At 67.0% G+C, this 15425-nt stretch carries 10 protein-coding genes and 1 tRNA gene; 3 read left to right on the top strand and 8 right to left on the bottom strand.

The window, feature by feature from the left end:
* Positions 1 to 53 precede the first annotated feature (53 nt).
* Genes FWJ47_RS09555 through FWJ47_RS09570 form a run of 4 tightly spaced genes read right to left on the bottom strand, consistent with a single transcriptional unit; the run spans position 54 to position 6321 of the window.
* Complete coding sequence (locus FWJ47_RS09555; protein WP_170228545.1) at positions 54 to 1436, bottom strand: GNAT family N-acetyltransferase; 1383 nt, start codon at positions 1434 to 1436, stop codon at positions 54 to 56.
* Positions 1437 to 1468: 32 nt separating this feature from the next.
* Positions 1469 to 3598 carry an excinuclease ABC subunit UvrB gene (gene uvrB / locus FWJ47_RS09560; protein WP_147107409.1) on the bottom strand — a complete coding sequence of 710 codons (2130 nt, stop codon included), beginning with the start codon at positions 3596 to 3598 and terminating at the stop codon, positions 1469 to 1471.
* A gap of 7 nt (positions 3599 to 3605) precedes the next feature.
* Positions 3606 to 4202, bottom strand: a complete 597-nt coding sequence (gene coaE / locus FWJ47_RS09565) for a dephospho-CoA kinase (protein ID WP_342779665.1) — start codon at positions 4200 to 4202, stop codon at positions 3606 to 3608.
* A gap of 31 nt (positions 4203 to 4233) precedes the next feature.
* On the bottom strand, positions 4234 to 6321 hold the full coding sequence (locus tag FWJ47_RS09570) for an MMPL family transporter (protein WP_147107412.1): 2088 nt from the start codon (positions 6319 to 6321) through the stop codon (positions 4234 to 4236).
* A gap of 235 nt (positions 6322 to 6556) precedes the next feature.
* Between FWJ47_RS09570 and FWJ47_RS09575 the strand changes: the two genes are divergently transcribed.
* Complete coding sequence (locus tag FWJ47_RS09575) at positions 6557 to 7123, top strand: MarR family winged helix-turn-helix transcriptional regulator (RefSeq protein WP_246126250.1); 567 nt, start codon at positions 6557 to 6559, stop codon at positions 7121 to 7123.
* Positions 7124 to 7150: 27 nt separating this feature from the next.
* On the opposite strand, the gene FWJ47_RS09580 is transcribed toward FWJ47_RS09575, so the two are convergent.
* The 3 genes from FWJ47_RS09580 to polA form a co-directional block, all read right to left on the bottom strand.
* Positions 7151 to 8983, bottom strand: coding sequence for a BCCT family transporter (locus FWJ47_RS09580; RefSeq protein WP_147107416.1), 1833 nt, complete (start codon positions 8981 to 8983; stop codon positions 7151 to 7153).
* A 172-nt stretch (positions 8984 to 9155) separates the two neighbouring features.
* Entirely contained in the window at positions 9156 to 10658 is a 1503-nt protein-coding gene (gene rpsA, locus FWJ47_RS09585) for a 30S ribosomal protein S1 (RefSeq protein ID WP_147107419.1), read from the bottom strand.
* Positions 10659 to 10838: 180 nt separating this feature from the next.
* Positions 10839 to 13592, bottom strand: a complete 2754-nt coding sequence (polA, locus tag FWJ47_RS09590) for a DNA polymerase I (RefSeq protein ID WP_147109285.1) — start codon at positions 13590 to 13592, stop codon at positions 10839 to 10841.
* Between the two features lie 89 nt (positions 13593 to 13681).
* On the opposite strand from polA, the gene FWJ47_RS09595 reads away from it, so the two are divergent.
* On the top strand, positions 13682 to 14206 hold the full coding sequence (locus FWJ47_RS09595; protein WP_147107422.1) for a hotdog fold thioesterase: 525 nt from the start codon (positions 13682 to 13684) through the stop codon (positions 14204 to 14206).
* Here the strand turns inward: FWJ47_RS09595 and FWJ47_RS09600 are convergent.
* Positions 14190 to 15305 carry a glycosyltransferase family 4 protein gene (locus FWJ47_RS09600; protein ID WP_147107426.1) on the bottom strand — a complete coding sequence of 372 codons (1116 nt, stop codon included), beginning with the start codon at positions 15303 to 15305 and terminating at the stop codon, positions 14190 to 14192. The genes FWJ47_RS09595 and FWJ47_RS09600 overlap by 17 nt on opposite strands.
* A 40-nt stretch (positions 15306 to 15345) precedes the next feature.
* Between FWJ47_RS09600 and FWJ47_RS09605 the strand changes: the two genes are divergently transcribed.
* A tRNA-Gly gene (locus FWJ47_RS09605) sits at positions 15346 to 15416 on the top strand.
* Positions 15417 to 15425: the final 9 nt, after the last annotated feature.

The following is a 15425-nucleotide window of genomic DNA, read 5'->3' on the forward strand; positions in this document are numbered from 1 at the left end:
CTTCGCACTGACGCCTTGAAACTCTCCTCCAGGGCGAGAGGGTCCCTGATCCCTCAGAAGTGGGTGGCGCTGTAGGGCGGGGTGGCCAGGTCGATCACTGCGGACAGCCTGTCCAGGTCTGCCGGGTCAGCATCTGCCCGTCCTGCTGCGTGCATGGTCCGCACGCTCACATCACCCAGGTACATGGTGCTGAGCGTCTCCACATCGGTGCGCAGCAGAGGCGCGCTCGCCGCTCCGCCCTGGGCGGCAGTGACCTGGGCTGAGCCGTCGCGCACGACGACGCGCCAGGAGCCCGGCGCGATGCCCAGTGGGTCCGCGACCTCGAGGGCGAATTCCCCGTCCGCACCCCAGGCTCTGCCTTCGAGAGCCTTCGGCACATCCAGGATCCGCGCCCAGAGGACGTCGCTCTCCCGCTCCGCACGGCGCGCCCGCGGGTTGACCAGCGCCCACCGCAGCGGGTCCTCCGCCGGCGCCCGGCTCCAGCTCAGGCGCTCCACCAGGTCCATCCCTGAAAGATGCCGAATGAGCTCAATCTCGGACTCGGCGTCGACGGCGATGAGGTCACCGATCTTCATGGTGAACGGTTCCTCCGTCCACCCGTTGAAGGTGAACACGGCATAGCCGCCGATGCTGCCGTCATCCTTCACGTGAAGGACAGCCCGGGCCTTGCGCCACCGCGTGGTGATGTCATCGGGGTCCCACTGACCGGTGCCGTATCTGCGGTAGTGCGGCTGCCGGCCCACTGAGCCCCGGGTGACTGCGTGGTGGGCTTCGAAGACCTCATCGATGACGTCGCCCAGCTTCGCCGGGTCGGCGCTGAGCACCCTCCCTGAGGGCTCACTGCGGAGCCCGAAGGCTTCGCCCGCCGCGCTCACATTGATGAGCGCCTCCTGCTCACGGGTCACGGGTCCGAACCCGAAGCGGCCGTAGATGCTGCCCTCGGAGGCTGTCAGCAGCGCCAACGGCTTGCCGTCCTCCACCGCAGCCGCCAGTCGGCTTGTCATCAGGTGCTTCAGGATGCCCCGCCGCCTGAACGAGGCATCCACGGTGACACCGGTGATCAGAAAAGCGTCCACCAGATCCGGGCCTCCGGCGTTGAGCGTCTTGTCGAAGTCCACGAACGTGCCCACCGGGTGCTCCGGGCCGAAGCCGAGGCGCTCATATGCCTCTCCCCAGTGCTCCAGAGCCGCAGCATCGGGGTCGACATACACACCTGTGGTGCGCTGACCGTCTTCGGCCAGAGCCTTCTCCTCAGCCCGCACCCGCTCGTCAGAGGGCGATGCTTCGTAGAAGCCGGCAGTCACGGCACGGTGGAAGGCCGCAGTTCTCTCATCCGGGCTGCCTTCAGCATCCAGTGCAGGGGTGAACGTCCTGGCGGTCAGCCCGTCGGCCAACGGGGAAACGTGCGGGAGAGGAGGGTGCGATGATGTGCTCACCACCGCACCCTAGCCGAGCCCCGCTCCGAGCATCACTGATTGGCCTGCATGGCCCGCAGCTCCTTCTTGAGGTCTCCGATCTCGTCGCGCAGCCGGGCTGCCACCTCGAAGTTCAGCTCCTCGGCGGCGTTGTGCATCTGCGCGGAGAGCTGCTCGATGAGCTCCGCGGTGTCCTTCGCCGGGGTGTTCGAGACCGCGGACTCCTTGGCGCCGCCGGGGGCGTCCCCTTCGCCGTCCTTCTGGAATCCGGTCCAACCGCGGTGGCCCTTGCCGTACTGGAAGCCGGTGGCCAGCCCGCCCATGCCCTGCAGCAGGTCCGCGGTGTCGGCGTCCTCGCGGGCCAGCTGGTCCGTGATGTCGGCAATCTTCTTCTTCAGCGGGGTGGGGTCGATGCCGTGCTCAGTGTTGTAGGCGACCTGCTTGGCCCGGCGCCGCTCAGTCTCATCAATGGCCTGCCGCATGGAGTCTGTGATCCGGTCGGCGTACATGTGCACCTGGCCGGAGACGTTGCGGGCGGCACGGCCGATCGTCTGGATGAGGGACGTCGTCGACCGCAGGAACCCTTCCTTATCCGCGTCGAGGATCGCCACCAGGGAGACCTCCGGCAGGTCGAGCCCCTCACGGAGCAGGTTGATGCCCACGACGACGTCGAAGGTCCCCCTCCGCAGCTCACGAAGGATCTCCACACGTTTGAGGGTGTCGACGTCGGAGTGCAGGTACTCGACCCTGACCCCGTGCTCCAGCAGGTACTCGGTGAGGTCCTCCGCCATGCGTTTGGTCAGCGTGGTGACCAGCACACGCTCGTTCTGTGCGGTGCGGGTCCTGATCTCGCCGAGCAGGTCATCGATCTGCCCCTTGGTGGGCTTGACCACCACCTCGGGGTCCACCAGCCCGGTGGGACGGATGATCTGCTCCACCGCCCCGTCCGACTGGGTGAGCTCGTAGTTCCCCGGCGTGGCGGAGAGGTAGACGGTCTGACCGATCCGCTCAAGGAACTCGTCCCATTTCAGCGGCCGGTTGTCCATGGCTGAGGGCAGCCGGAAGCCGTGCTCCACCAAGGTGCGCTTGCGGGACATGTCACCCTCATACATGCCGCCGATCTGCGGGATCGTCACATGCGACTCGTCGACGACGAGCAGGAAGTCGTCCGGGAAATAGTCCAGCAGACAGTGCGGTGCCGTGCCGGTGCCGCGGCCGTCGATGTGCCGGGAGTAGTTCTCAATCCCGTTGCAGAAGCCCATCTGCTGCATCATCTCCAGGTCGTAGGTGGTGCGCATACGCAGCCGCTGGGCCTCCAGCAGCTTGTTCTGCGACTCCAGCTCGGCCAGCCGCTCCCGCAGCTCGTCCTCGATGCGGGTGATGGCCGCGGCCATCCGGTCATCGCCGGCCACATAGTGGGAGGCGGGGAAGATATACATCTCCTCCTCATCGCGCACCACCGTGCCGGTCAGCGGGTGGAGTGTGTGGATCGCTTCGATCTCATCGCCGAAGAACTCGATCCGCACCGCAAGCTCCTCATACATCGGGATGATCTCCACGGTGTCCCCGCGCACCCGGAACGTCCCGCGGTGGAAGTCGGTGTCGTTGCGCACGTACTGCATACCCACAAAGCGGCGCAGCATCTCGTCCCGGTCCACCTGCTGCCCTCGCTTGATGGACACCATCTGGGCGATGTACTCCTCCGGGGTGCCCAGACCGTAGATGCAGGAGACCGTGGCGACGACGACAGTGTCACGCCGGGTCAGCAGGGCGTTGGTCGCCGAGTGGCGCAGCCGCTCGACCTCGTCGTTCACCGAGGAGTCCTTCTCAATGAAGGTGTCCGTCTGCGGGACGTAGGCCTCGGGCTGGTAGTAGTCGTAGTAGGAGACGAAGTACTCCACCGCGTTGTGCGGCAGCAGCTCCCGGAACTCGTTGGCGAGCTGGGCGGCCAGGGTCTTGTTCTGGACCATGATGAGTGTGGGCCGCTGCACCTTCTCGATCAGCCAGGCGGCCGTGGCTGACTTGCCGGTGCCGGTGGCGCCCATCAGCGTGATGTCCTTCTCGCCGCCCTCAACCCGCTCGGCCAGCTCCTCAATGGCCTTGGGCTGGTCGCCCGAGGGCTGGTAGGGGCTCACCACTCTGAAGGGGGCGACGGTCCGGCTGATCTTCGGGGCTAGGGACATAGCGGGCTCAACGCTCCAATCCTGCGAAAAATTCGTCCACCTGGGCGCGCAGCTGCTCGAGGGTCCCGGAATTGTCGAGCACGACGTCGGCCGCCTCCGCCCGCTGCTCGTCTGTGGCCTGAGCGGCGATGCGGCGCTCGGCCTCGCTGCGGTCCATCCCCCGGTCCCCGGTGAGCCGACGGATGCGCTCCTCGCGCGGGGCTGCGACCACCACGAGGGTGTCGAACCGGTGCTGCTGCCCGGTCTCCACCAGCAGCGGAATGTCCTCCACCACCACGCTGCCAGCAGGGGCAGCATCCCGCAGCCGGCGGGACTCCTGCCGCACCCGCGGATGGATGATCCCGTTGAGACGAGCCCGGGCCTCATCGTCATTGAACACGATCCGACCCAAGGCGGGGCGGTCCAGGGCGCCGTCGTCAGTCAGGACTCCCTCGCCGAAGGCCCCGACGATCTCCGCCAGCCCCTGCGTGCCGGGCTCCACCACCTGCCGGGAGAGCACGTCAGCATCAATGACGACCGCGCCGAGCTCCCCCAGCCGGGCAGCCACCGCGGATTTCCCGGAGGCGATGCCGCCGGTCAGACCCACACTCACGATCTCAGACATGGCCTCGAGTCTACGGCCACGTCCCAGAAGCTCAGCCGCTGCGGGACAGCCGGGAGGGCCACCATATGCGGCGTCCGATGTCCGCGCAGAGGGCAGGGACCTGCAGCGTCCGCACCACGAGCGTGTCGATCGCCACGCCCAGCGCCACCAGGAATGCCAGCTGCACCATGAACATCAGCGGCAGCACTGCCAGCGCAGCGAAGGTCGCCGCGAGCACCACTCCGGCTGAGGTGATCACTCCGCCGGTGACCACCAATGAGCGCAGCACGCCCTCCGAGGCGCCATGCATCGGCGTCTCCTCCCGAGCCCTGGTCATGAGGAAGATGTTGTAGTCGACCCCCAGGGCGACCAGGAACATGAACCCGTACAGGGGCACCGTCGGGTCCGCCCCGGGGAATCCGAAGACGTGGTTGAACACCAGCGCCGAGATGCCCAGTGCGGCCAGATAGGACAGCACCGTGGTGGCCACCAGGATCAGCGGGGTGACCACCGCCCGGAACAGCAGCACCAGAATGAGCGTGACCGCCAGCAGCACACTGGGCACAATGACCGTCAGGTCACGCTGGGCGGTCTCGTTGGTGTCCAGCTGAGTGGCGGTGGTGCCGCCGACCAGGGCCTCCTCGTCCAGTCCGGCGAGCTCCGCGCGCAGTGCCGCCACCGTCTCCTCTGCTTCCGGGGAGTCCGCCGCGCTGTTCAGGGTCGCCGAGATCTGCACCCATCCGTCGACCTCCTGGGCCTGCTGCGGCTCCTGCGCCGGTGCTTGGCCCTCGGCCAGCAGCTGGGCGGAGGCCACGCCGTCGATGCTCTCGGCCGCCTCAAGGGCATCCTCCGCCTCGTCGCTGCTGACGAACACGTTGGCCGGGGCGCCGGTGCCCGCGTCGAAGTGCTCCTCCAGCAGCTCCTGGCCCGCCTTGGTCTCCGTCTCCCCGAGGACCACCTCGGACTGGGCAACGCCCTCGGCCCGCAGCTGTCCCACTGCCCCGGCGGCCAGCACCAGCAGCAGCGTGACCGTCACCCAGACGGCACGGGGACGGCGCCGCACCAGATGCGCGACCCGCCGCCACAGCCGGTGCTGGGCCGCGGAGCCCTCCGCCCGGACGTGCGGGGTCTTCGGCCAGAACGCGGGCCTGCCCACCAGGGCCAGCATCGCCGGGAGGAACGTGAGGGTCGCCGCCATGGAGAAGACGATGCCCGTGGCCGCCACCGGCCCCAGAGCACGGTTGGAGTTGAGGTCGGAGAGCAGCAGGCACAGCAGTGCCACCGCTACCGTTCCGCCCGAGGCGAGGATCGGGGGCGCGGACCTGCGGACGGCCCGGGACAAGGCCCCATACCGGCTTCGCTGGACCCCCAGCTCCTCCCGGTACCTGGCCACGAGCAGCAGCGAGTAGTCAGTGGCCGCACCGATCACCAGGATCGACAGGATCCCCTGAACCTGCCCGTTGAGCTGGATCCATCCCGCATCCGCCATCAGGTAGATCACAGTGATGGCGGCACAGAGCGCGCCCACCGAGGAGACCAGCACCAGCACCGGCAGCAGCACTGACCTGTAGACCGTCACGAGGATGACGAAGACCGCTGCAACGGCGACCAGCAGCAGCATCCCGTCCACCCCGGCGAACGCCTCAGAGAGGTCGGCGGAGAGAGCGGCGGGGCCTGTCACATAGGCCTCCCACTCACCCGCGGGCAGCTGCTCATCGACGAGCTCGCGCAGATCCACCAGGGCGTCGTCCTCAGCGGCGTCCTCCTCCAGCAGGACAGTCATCTGGGCCGCGGCGCCGCTCTCGGCCGGCTGGGCAGGCGCGGATTCCAGCACCCCGTCCAGCTCGGCAGCGGCCTCACCGGCCTCCTGCAGCTGCTCCACGTGCGCCTCGGTGAGTTCGCCGCCGTCGGGCGCGGCGATCACTGTGGCGGGCACAGCGTCATCGTCGCCGAACTGCTCCTGGAGCTCCAGGGCCTGGGTGGACTCAGCATCGGCGGGCAGGAAGGTCGCCTGATCGTTGGTCGTCACCTCGGAGATCACCCCGAAGGTCTGCCCGCCCCAGGCGGTCCACGCCAACCACAGGAGGGTCAGCACAGCGGGGATCAGGACACGGACGGAGCGCCGGGGAAGAGCCATCATCCCAGGGCTCCGGGCCTGAGGCTCTCAGCGAACGGCTCGACGACGACGCCGAGGAGGGCGCCGTCGTAAGCTTGAGGCTGCTGCACAGGGGGCAGGCCTGAAGCAGAGGCCCCCGCGGCGTCAGGTGCGGTGCTCGTGGCTTTGCTCCTTAGTGCGTCGAAAGCGGGCCCGAATCCCGCCGCATGTAGCTAATCTGGCTAGTAATAACCCTAGCTTACTGATGGAGTGACTTCTGATGGACAGCCCAGAAAGTGCCTCTGCCCCGGAGCTGCCGATGATGGACCCGCGCGTCATGGACCCTTCCGGCGAGCTCCTGGACATCAGCGGGATGAACCCCGCAGAAGCGGACCAGGCGCTCGAGGTGCTGACCGCCCTCAGGGCGTGGCACCAGGCCGAGCGCCGTATGAACGAAGCGTCCCAGCGCTACATGAAGCTGGGCGAGAACGACATGCGTGCCCTGCGCTGGGCCATCGCGGCCCAGCGCAGCGGCCGGACTGTCACTCCGACGATGATCGCTCAGCACCTGGGCATCTCAACAGCGTCGGTGACCAAGATGCTTGACCGCCTGGAGCGCGGAGAGCACATCCGCCGCCGCCCCCACCCAGTGGACCGGCGCAGCAGCACCGTCGAAGTGACCGAGGAGACACAGCGGGCCGCCCGCGAATCGGTGGGCCGAAGCCACGCTGAGCGATACCGCGTCGCCGCCGAGATGACCCCCGAGGAGAGAGGCGCAGTGATCCGGTTCCTGGAGGCCCTCACCTCCACTGAGGATACTGCCGGCTCAGCCTCTGCCTCAGAGTAGGCGCCAGGCACAGGAGCCCCGACAGGCTCAGATGTGGGGCGGGTTCTTGCCCTGGAACGGCTCACCGGCGGTGGGGTCGATCCAAGGCTGCTCTCCGGTGCGGATGCGGTACTCCTGCACCACCTCCGGCTGCTCGGCGTGGTCCACGTCCGGAGCGTTCTCCGGCTGGCTGCCCTCGGCGTAGTCGGGTGCGACCACAGCCTCAGAGAGCTCCGGGTCACCCTCCTCCATACGACGCTGGTACTCCTCCGGGGGCAGTGTCCGCAGCCAGCGGCGGGACGGCAGGTGCCCCAGCTCGCCAGCGTCCTCGCGCATGGCACGGTGGAGGCTGTACATCATGAAGAATGCCAGAACGAAGAACGGCAGCCCGAAGAACAGGGCCACATCACGGAGGACCGCGAGGCCGCCCTCCTCGTCCTCCTCAGTACCGGTGAACACCAGCAGCACGGTGGCGACCACACCGATGTAGATGGCCCAGATCGCACGCTGGTGGGGTGCAGTGGTGCCCTTGGGCCGGCCCTCGCCGTCATAGCCGTTGCACATGTCATCCAGCACCAGGGAGGCGGAGTCCAGGGAGGTGATGAAGAAGACGCCGACCAGCAGGATGGCCACCGCGCTGGTGAGGGTCGTCAGCGGGTAGTGCTCCAGCAGCGCGAACATCGAGGTCTCCGCGCCGTACTCGAGCACGTGGTCGACGACGCCTCCTTCGCCGAAGAATTCGACGTCGAACACGGCGGCGGCCCAGGTGCCGAACCAGATGATGGTGAACAGGGTGGGCAGGCCCAGCACACCCAGGACGAACTGGCGCACAGATCGGCCGCGGGAGATGCGGGCGATGAAGATGCCCACGAAGGGCGCCCAAGCAATGGTCCAGCCCCAGTAGAAGATGGTCCAGTCCTGCTGCCAGCCGGTATCGGCGAGCGTGTCGTTCCAGAACATCACTTCGGGCAGTATGTCGATGTAGGTGCCGGCTGCCTCAACCACCCCGCGAAGCAGGAAGATGGTGGGGCCGGTGACGATGACGAAGAGCAGCAGGAGGACGCTCATCCCGATGTTGAAGTTCGACAGCACCTTGATGCCCCTGTCGATGCCCAGCACCGCGGAGATGGTCGCGATGACAGTCACCGTCGTGATGATGACGATGATCCCCCAGTCCTCTTCGGTGAAGCCGAACGCTTCGGAGAGGCCCTGGTGGACCTGCAGGGTGCCCAGCCCGATGGACATGCCGATGCCGAAGATGGTGCCGACGATGGCGAAGATGTCGATGCCCTTGCCGATGGGGCCGTGAATCCCGTCGCCGAGGATCGGCTGGAACAGAGAGGACACGCGCGGGGGCAGGTTCCTCTTGTAGATGAAGTAGGCGAAGGCAAGGCCAGGCAGGGCGAAGATCGTCCAGGTGTGCAGTCCGAAGTGATACAGAGTAAAGCCGATGGCGTCGCGGGCAGCCTCCGACGTCTCCCCTTCGATGCCCAGCTCCCCGGCGCGCGGGGGATCGGCGAAGTGGAATGCCGGCTCGGCCACGGCCCAGAACATCAGGATGGTGCCGATGCCGGCGGCGAAGAGCATGCCGAACCAGGCCAGATCGGAGTGCCGGGGCTTCTCGTCGTCAGCTCCGAGCTTCAGCCGCCCGAACCGGCTGAGGCCGATGTAGATCAGGAAAATGAGGAAAACAGAGACGCCGAAGATGAAGAACCAGCCGAAGTGCTGGAAGATCCAATCAGCAACCTGTGCCCAGAATTCACCCATCTGCTCGGGAATGAACAGGGTGACGGCGACAAAGACCACCACAAAAGCCGAGGACGAGAAGAACAGAAGCGGGTTCGTCCTCAATCGAAACAGGTCGTGGACCTTATCGAGCATATTTCCCTTCCGGCATGCACCTGGAGCTCAGTCCGAGCACACGCATAGTCAAGCTTCGAACGGTGCCCTACCGTAGGCAGGCCGCGCAGGAAAAAGCAATGACCCGCTCCGAGTAAATCTCGGAACGGGTCATTGCGAAGAGGTATCGGATCAGAATCCGACACTCGAGGAATCAGTTGCCGGTGAGCTTCTCCCGCAGCGCGGCCAGTGCCTCGTCGGAAGCCAGGGTGCCAGCGTCGACAGGCTCCTCAGCGGAGGAGTAGTTGCTCTGTGCCGGCTCGGCAGGGCGACGCTCGGAGCGGGAGGAGCCGCCGGAGACGGAAGCTTCGGCCGCAGCCTCGGCGTCGGCCTCCACAGCCTTCCGGACCTGGTCCTTGTGCTGCTCCCAGCGCTCGGCAGCCGCGGCGTACTGAGCCTCCCAAGCAGCGCGCTGCTCGTCGTAGCCCTCCATCCACTCGTTGGTCTCCGGGTCGAAGCCTTCGGGGTACTTGTAGTTCCCCTCGTCGTCGTACTCGGCGTCCATGCCGTAGAGGGCGGGGTCGAACTCCTCAGCGTCCGGGTCCACGTCCTCGTTGGCCTGCTTCAGGGACAGGCTGATGCGGCGGCGCTCCAGGTCGATGTCGATGACCTTGACGAAGACCTCGTCGTTGACGGAGACGACCTGCTCCGCCAGGTCCACGTGGCGAACAGCCAGCTCGGAGATGTGCACCAGGCCCTCGATGCCGTCCTCGACGCGGACGAACGCACCGAAGGGAACCAGCTTGGTGACCTTGCCGGGCACGATCTGGCCCAGGGCGTGGGTACGGGCGAAGGTCTGCCACGGGTCTTCCTGGGTGGCCTTCAGCGACAGGGAGACGCGCTCGCGGTCCATGTCCACCTCGAGGACCTCCACGGTGACCTCATCGCCCACGGAGACGACCTCGTTCGGGTGGTCGATGTGCTTCCAGGACAGCTCGGAGACGTGCACCAGGCCGTCCACGCCGCCCAGGTCCACGAAGGCGCCGAAGTTGACGATGGAGGAGACCACGCCGTTGCGGACCTGTCCGCGCTCCAGCTTGTTGAGGAAGGAGGAGCGGACCTCGGACTGGGTCTGCTCCAGCCATGCCCGCCGGGACAGGACCACGTTGTTGCGGTTCTTGTCCAGCTCGATGATCTTGGCTTCGATCTCCTGGCCGATGTAGGGGGCCAGGTCCCGGACGCGGCGCATCTCCACCAGAGAGGCGGGGAGGAATCCGCGGAGACCGATGTCAAGGATGAGGCCGCCCTTGACGACCTCGATGACGGTGCCGGTGACGACGCCGTCCTCCTCCTTGACCTTCTCGATGTCGCCCCAGGCGCGCTCGTACTGGGCGCGCTTCTTGGACAGGATCAGACGGCCTTCCTTGTCCTCCTTCTGGAGAACGAGGGCCTCGACCTTGTCACCGACCTGAACGACCTCATCCGGGTCAACATCATGCTTGATGGACAGCTCGCGGGAGGGGATGACGCCTTCGGTCTTGTACCCGATGTCCAGGAGGACCTCGTCGCGGTCGACCTTGACAATGGTTCCTTCGACCATGTCGCCGTCGGTGAAGTACTTCATCGTGGCGTCGACGGCGGCCAGGAACTCTTCGGCGGTGCCGATGTCGTTGATAGCGACCTGAGGGGCACCGGGGGCGGTTGCGGTGGTGGTCATGTAGTAGGGGCTCCGATATGGATTGTTCTTCTAGGGTCAGTGCACAGTTCTTCCTTAGCACTGAGCGACGGACAAATGACAATAGATATTCTGTGTCAGAGGTCGGATCGACTCTGTGCGCAGAACGCGCCCGTTCAGTCTATATCGCCGGAGCAACCCGCTCAAGCCGCGGGAACGGGCTCAGTGGGCAGCTTCGTGCCAGGTGGCCCCGGTGCCGAGGTTGACGTCCAAGGGAACGTCCAGCTCAGCCGCGCCCGCCATCTTCTCGACCACGAGCTGGCTGACCTGCTCCGCCTCTCCCGGGGCGACCTCGAGGACGAGCTCGTCGTGGACCTGAAGCAGCACTCGGCTTCCGAGCTGAGCCTGCTCGAGGGCAGCGTCGACGTCGATCATGGCGCGTTTGATGATGTCCGCCGCTGAGCCCTGGATCGGGGCGTTGAGGGCGGCGCGCTCTGCCATCTGGCGCAGCTGGCGGCTCTCGCTGGTGAGATCCGGCAGGTAGCGGCGGCGCCCGTAGATGGTGGAGGTGTACCCGTCCTTCTTCGCCTGGGCGACGATGTCGCGCAGGTAGTCGCGGACGGCGCCGAAGCGCTCGAAGTACTCATTCATCAGGTCCCGGGCCTCGTCCACGCCGATGCCGAGCTGCTTGGAGAGCCCGAAGCTGGAGAGCCCGTAGACCAGCCCGTAGCTCATCGCCTTGACCTTGGAGCGCTGCTCAAGGGTGACCTCCTCGGTGCCGACGCCGAAGACCCGGGCGCCGACGAAGCTGTGCAGGTCCTCACCGGCCCGGAACGCCTCGATCAGCTCCCGGTCCCCGGAGAGGTGGGCCATGATGCGCATCTCGATCTGGGAGTAGTCGGCGGTGAGCAGCGACTCGTAGCCTCGGCCCACCACGAAGGCGTCGCGGATCTTCCGGCCGGCAGCGGTGCGGATCGGGATGTTCTGCAGGTTGGGGTGCAGCGAGGAGAGCCTGCCGGTGGCCGCGACCGTCTGGGCGTAGGTGGTGTGGATCCGGCCGTCGTCGCCGACCGCCTCGGTCAGCCCCGTGACGGTTTGCCGCAGCTTCGAGGAGTCCCTGTGGTTCATCAGGTGCACCAGGAACTCGTTCTGCGTCTTGGCCAGCAGGTCCTGGAGGGTCTCCACGTCGGTGGAGTAGCCGGTCTTGTTCTTCTTGACCCCCTGGGTGGGCAGCTCCAATTCTTCGAAGAGCACGGTCTGCAGCTGCTTGGGCGAGCCGAGGTTCACCTCGTGGCCGACCACCGCGTAGGCGGCCTCCGCGGACTCGGCGATGGCCCGCTCGAACTCTGCGTCAAGCTCGGCGAGCTTCTCCTGGGACACGGCGATGCCCGTGAGCTCCATCTGCAGGAGGATCTCGGCCAAGGGGATCTCCAGCTCGTAGAGCAGCTGCTCCGCCTTCCGCTCGGTGAGCTGGGAGTGCAGAGCCGCGGAGAGCGGGTGCAGCAGCATCCCATGGACCGCGGCCGCCGCGAGGTCCGCCTCGGAGACTCCGGGCAGCGGCTCCTCGTCGAAGAGGGACTGCTGGGCGCCGTCGTTCTCCGCGTCCTTGAACTTCTCACCGCCGATGTAGTCCTGGGGCTCCGCGGAGCCGTTGAGGTGCTGGGCAATCAGGTCGGGGAAGCTGAAGCTGCGGCGGTCCGGCTGGATCAGGTATCCGGAGATGAGGGTGTCCTCCACCGCCCCGCGCAGGTGCAGGCCCCGCCAGGCGAGGCGCTTGCCGGCGTCCTTGCAGTCGTGGACCAGCTTGGGCGAGCCCGGTTCCGCCAACCATTCGGCGAGTGCGGTCTCCAGGTCCTGGTCAGCGTCGGTGAGGGAGACGGCGATGCCGGGCGCGGGCTCCTCCGGGTCCTCGCTGGGGGCGACGATGACGACGGCGATGGCTTCTGCGGCGCGTGCGGCGTCGTCGCGCTTGGCCTTGGTGGAGAGCGACTCGTGGGACTTGTCGATGATGACGGCGAGGCCCAGCGGGGCCTCGTGGGCGCTGAGGAAGGCAGAAAGCTGATCGGCATCGGCGGCGATGCCGATCAGCGGAAGGGCATGAGTCGGCTCGGCGCTGAGGTCGGCATCGGGGAAGCGGGCGGCGAAGGTCTCGAAGAGGCGTTCGCGGATCTGGTTGAACTCCAGAGAGTCGAAGAGCGGCTCGACTGCCTCCCGGTCCGGCGGGGTGAGGATGGCCTCCTCCAGTGCGACCGGCACCTCCAGGTCGCGGACCAGGAGATTGAGCTGGAGGTTCCGCTCCACATCGTCGAGGGCGGCCCGCAGGTTCTCCCCCGCCTTGCCCGTGATCTCCTCGGCGTGATCGATGATGCCGCGGGTGGAGCCGTACTGCGCGATCCACTTGGCAGCGGTCTTGGGGCCCACCTTGGGGACCCCGGGCAGGTTGTCCGCGGATTCGCCCACCAGGGCCGCGAGGTCCGGGTACTGGGCCGGGGGAACCAGGTATTTGGCCTCCACGCCCTCCGGGTCCAGGCGCAGGGTCTTGGAGAGGCCGGTGGTCGGGTAGTCCAGGTGGGTGCTCTCAGTGACCAGCTGCAGGGCGTCCCGGTCGCCCGAGACGATGAGGCTCTGCCAGCCGGCGGCCTCGGCCTGGGTGACGTAGGCGGCGACGATGTCGTCGGCCTCATATCCCTCCACCGTGACCGCGGGGATCGTCAGGGCTTCGGCGACCTGCTGGATGAGGCTGACCTGCCCGGCGAACTCCTCGGGCGCCTTGTCCCGGCCGTCCTTGTACTCGTCGTAGGACTCGTGCCGGAACGTGGGGGCGTCGAGGTCGAATGCGAGCACCACGTGGGTGGGCTGCTCCTCCCGGATGAGCTTCAGCAGCATGTTGGTGAACCCGTACACGGCGTTGGTGTACTGCCCGGAGCTGGTGAGGAACCCTTCCGGCGGCAGGGCGTAGAACGCGCGGAATGCCATGGAGTGCCCGTCGATCACCAGCAGCTTGTTGCCCTCAGAAGTCACGTGTCCACCCTACCGCCGGCAGAGGCAGTCAGTAGGGTGGGGGTATGAGCGAGAAGATCGAATACCAGCCCGGATTCCCCATGCCTGCCGCCCCCACCCCCGTGCCCGACGACGCCGAGCGTGATGCCCGCATGGCAGCTATGGGATTCCCACCCGAGTACCGGCAGTTCTTCAGGATCCAGGGAACTCCCCCGCTGTCCGCGAAGGCAGGGATGGTGTTCGAGGAGATGAGTCCGGAGAAGATCGTCTCCAGGATGCCCGTGGCCGGCAACGAGCAGACCATCGGCATCCTGCACGGCGGCGCCCACCTGCTGCAGGCCGAGACCCTCAGTTCGATCGCCGCGCTGCTGCACGTGCGGATCAACCTCAAGGACGAGGAGAAGATTGTGGTCGGCACTGAGCTCGGGGCCACCCACCACCGGCAGGCCCGCGAAGGCTGGGTCTATGCCACCTGCACCCCCATCAACCTCGGCCGTCAGATGACCAGCCACGAGATCGTGATGACCAATGAGGAGGGGAAGCGGCTCTCCACCGCCCGCATGACCAATCTGATCATCGATCAGAGATGAGCCTCAGGATCCCCTCCTCGATCGCCTCGGCGTGACGTTCGGCGGTGTAGCGGCCGCGCACGAGGCCGACCCCTCGCCGACCCAGCTCGCGCAGCCGTACACGGTCTGAGAGGGTCTCGGCGAGGACCGTGCGGAGGTGGGAGGCCGTGCCGTCGTAGTAGCGGCCGGTCTCCCCCTCCACCACGGCTTCGATCTCCGGGGATGAGTCCGGGCTGCCGGCCTCGGCGACCACCGGCACCCCGAAGCTCAGCGCCTGGATGACGTTCAGCCCCGCCCCGCCCACAGAGAGGGCAAGGTCGGCCTGGGCGTAGAGCTGCCGCAGTCGGTCGTAGTCGTACACCGCCCCGAGGAACTCAGCCTTCACCTGCTTCTCCGCAAAGAGACGCTCGAGCCGAGGCCGCTCCGAGCCGTCCCCCACCACGATCACGCGCGGCCGCGGACGATTCTCCGGCCAGTGGGCCAGGGCCTCCGCCAACGAGTCCAGCCGGTGCCGGGCCGTCAGCCGAGACGAGTAGATCAGCGTCGGAGGGTCGGTGTCCTCACCCGTGGGCTCCTCGGGCTCAGCCAGCGCGCACTCCGAATACAGTGAGTTGTAGACCACCTGGATCTTCTCCGCCGGGACCCCATACTCAACCCCCAGCTCCTTGGCCCGGTCTCCGTACACCAGCAGGCCGTCCGCCAGCCGGTAGAGCATCAGCCGGGTCAGCCGCTTGGCACCAGCCTCCGGCCGCTTCCAGCCGTGCCCCCACAGGAAGACCCGGCGCCCGCGCAGCTTCCCCACGGCACCCGCCGCCCAGGCAGACACCGTGTAGAAACGCCCCTCCAGCACGTAGGCGTCATAGCCGCCCCGCCACACAGCAGCCGCATCGCCCACCTGCCACCACCACTGCCCCACGCTCAGGGTCCTGACCGGTGCCGCTCGGCGGAGGACATCCTCGGACGCTGACTCGATCCGCTCAGCCTCACCCGCCTCAGAGTTCGAGAACCGCCCCACCACCTCCATCGCGAGCCGGCCTGAGCGCAGCAGCTGACGAATCAGCGGCTCCCGGTAATGCGAAACAGTGGGCTGAATCTGAAAACGAACACGCGGTTTGGGCACCCGCCCAGCCTAGATGCTAAAGTGGACAGGCGCTCTGCGCGGGGGTGTAGCTTAATGGTAAAGCCCCAGCCTTCCAAGCTGGCTACGCGGGTTCGATTCCCGTCACCCCCTCTCGAAGTT

Origin of the sequence: Nesterenkonia populi (genome assembly GCF_007994735.1) — a bacterium.
Lineage (GTDB): Bacteria > Actinomycetota > Actinomycetes > Actinomycetales > Micrococcaceae > Nesterenkonia > Nesterenkonia populi.

What these genes read in the sequence shown, in the direction of transcription:
- uvrB (WP_147107409.1), bottom strand. Translation starts at nt 3,598, where the DNA reads ATGTCCCTAGCCCCGAAGATCAGCCGGACCGTCGCCCCCTTCAGAGTG.
- coaE (WP_342779665.1), bottom strand. Translation starts at nt 4,202, where the DNA reads ATGTCTGAGATCGTGAGTGTGGGTCTGACCGGCGGCATCGCCTCCGGG.
- FWJ47_RS09570 (WP_147107412.1), bottom strand. Translation starts at nt 6,321, where the DNA reads ATGATGGCTCTTCCCCGGCGCTCCGTCCGTGTCCTGATCCCCGCTGTG.
- FWJ47_RS09575 (WP_246126250.1), top strand. Translation starts at nt 6,557, where the DNA reads ATGGACAGCCCAGAAAGTGCCTCTGCCCCGGAGCTGCCGATGATGGAC.
- FWJ47_RS09580 (WP_147107416.1), bottom strand. Translation starts at nt 8,983, where the DNA reads ATGCTCGATAAGGTCCACGACCTGTTTCGATTGAGGACGAACCCGCTT.
- rpsA (WP_147107419.1), bottom strand. Translation starts at nt 10,658, where the DNA reads ATGACCACCACCGCAACCGCCCCCGGTGCCCCTCAGGTCGCTATCAAC.
- polA (WP_147109285.1), bottom strand. Translation starts at nt 13,592, where the DNA reads ATGGCATTCCGCGCGTTCTACGCCCTGCCGCCGGAAGGGTTCCTCACC.
- FWJ47_RS09595 (WP_147107422.1), top strand. Translation starts at nt 13,682, where the DNA reads ATGAGCGAGAAGATCGAATACCAGCCCGGATTCCCCATGCCTGCCGCC.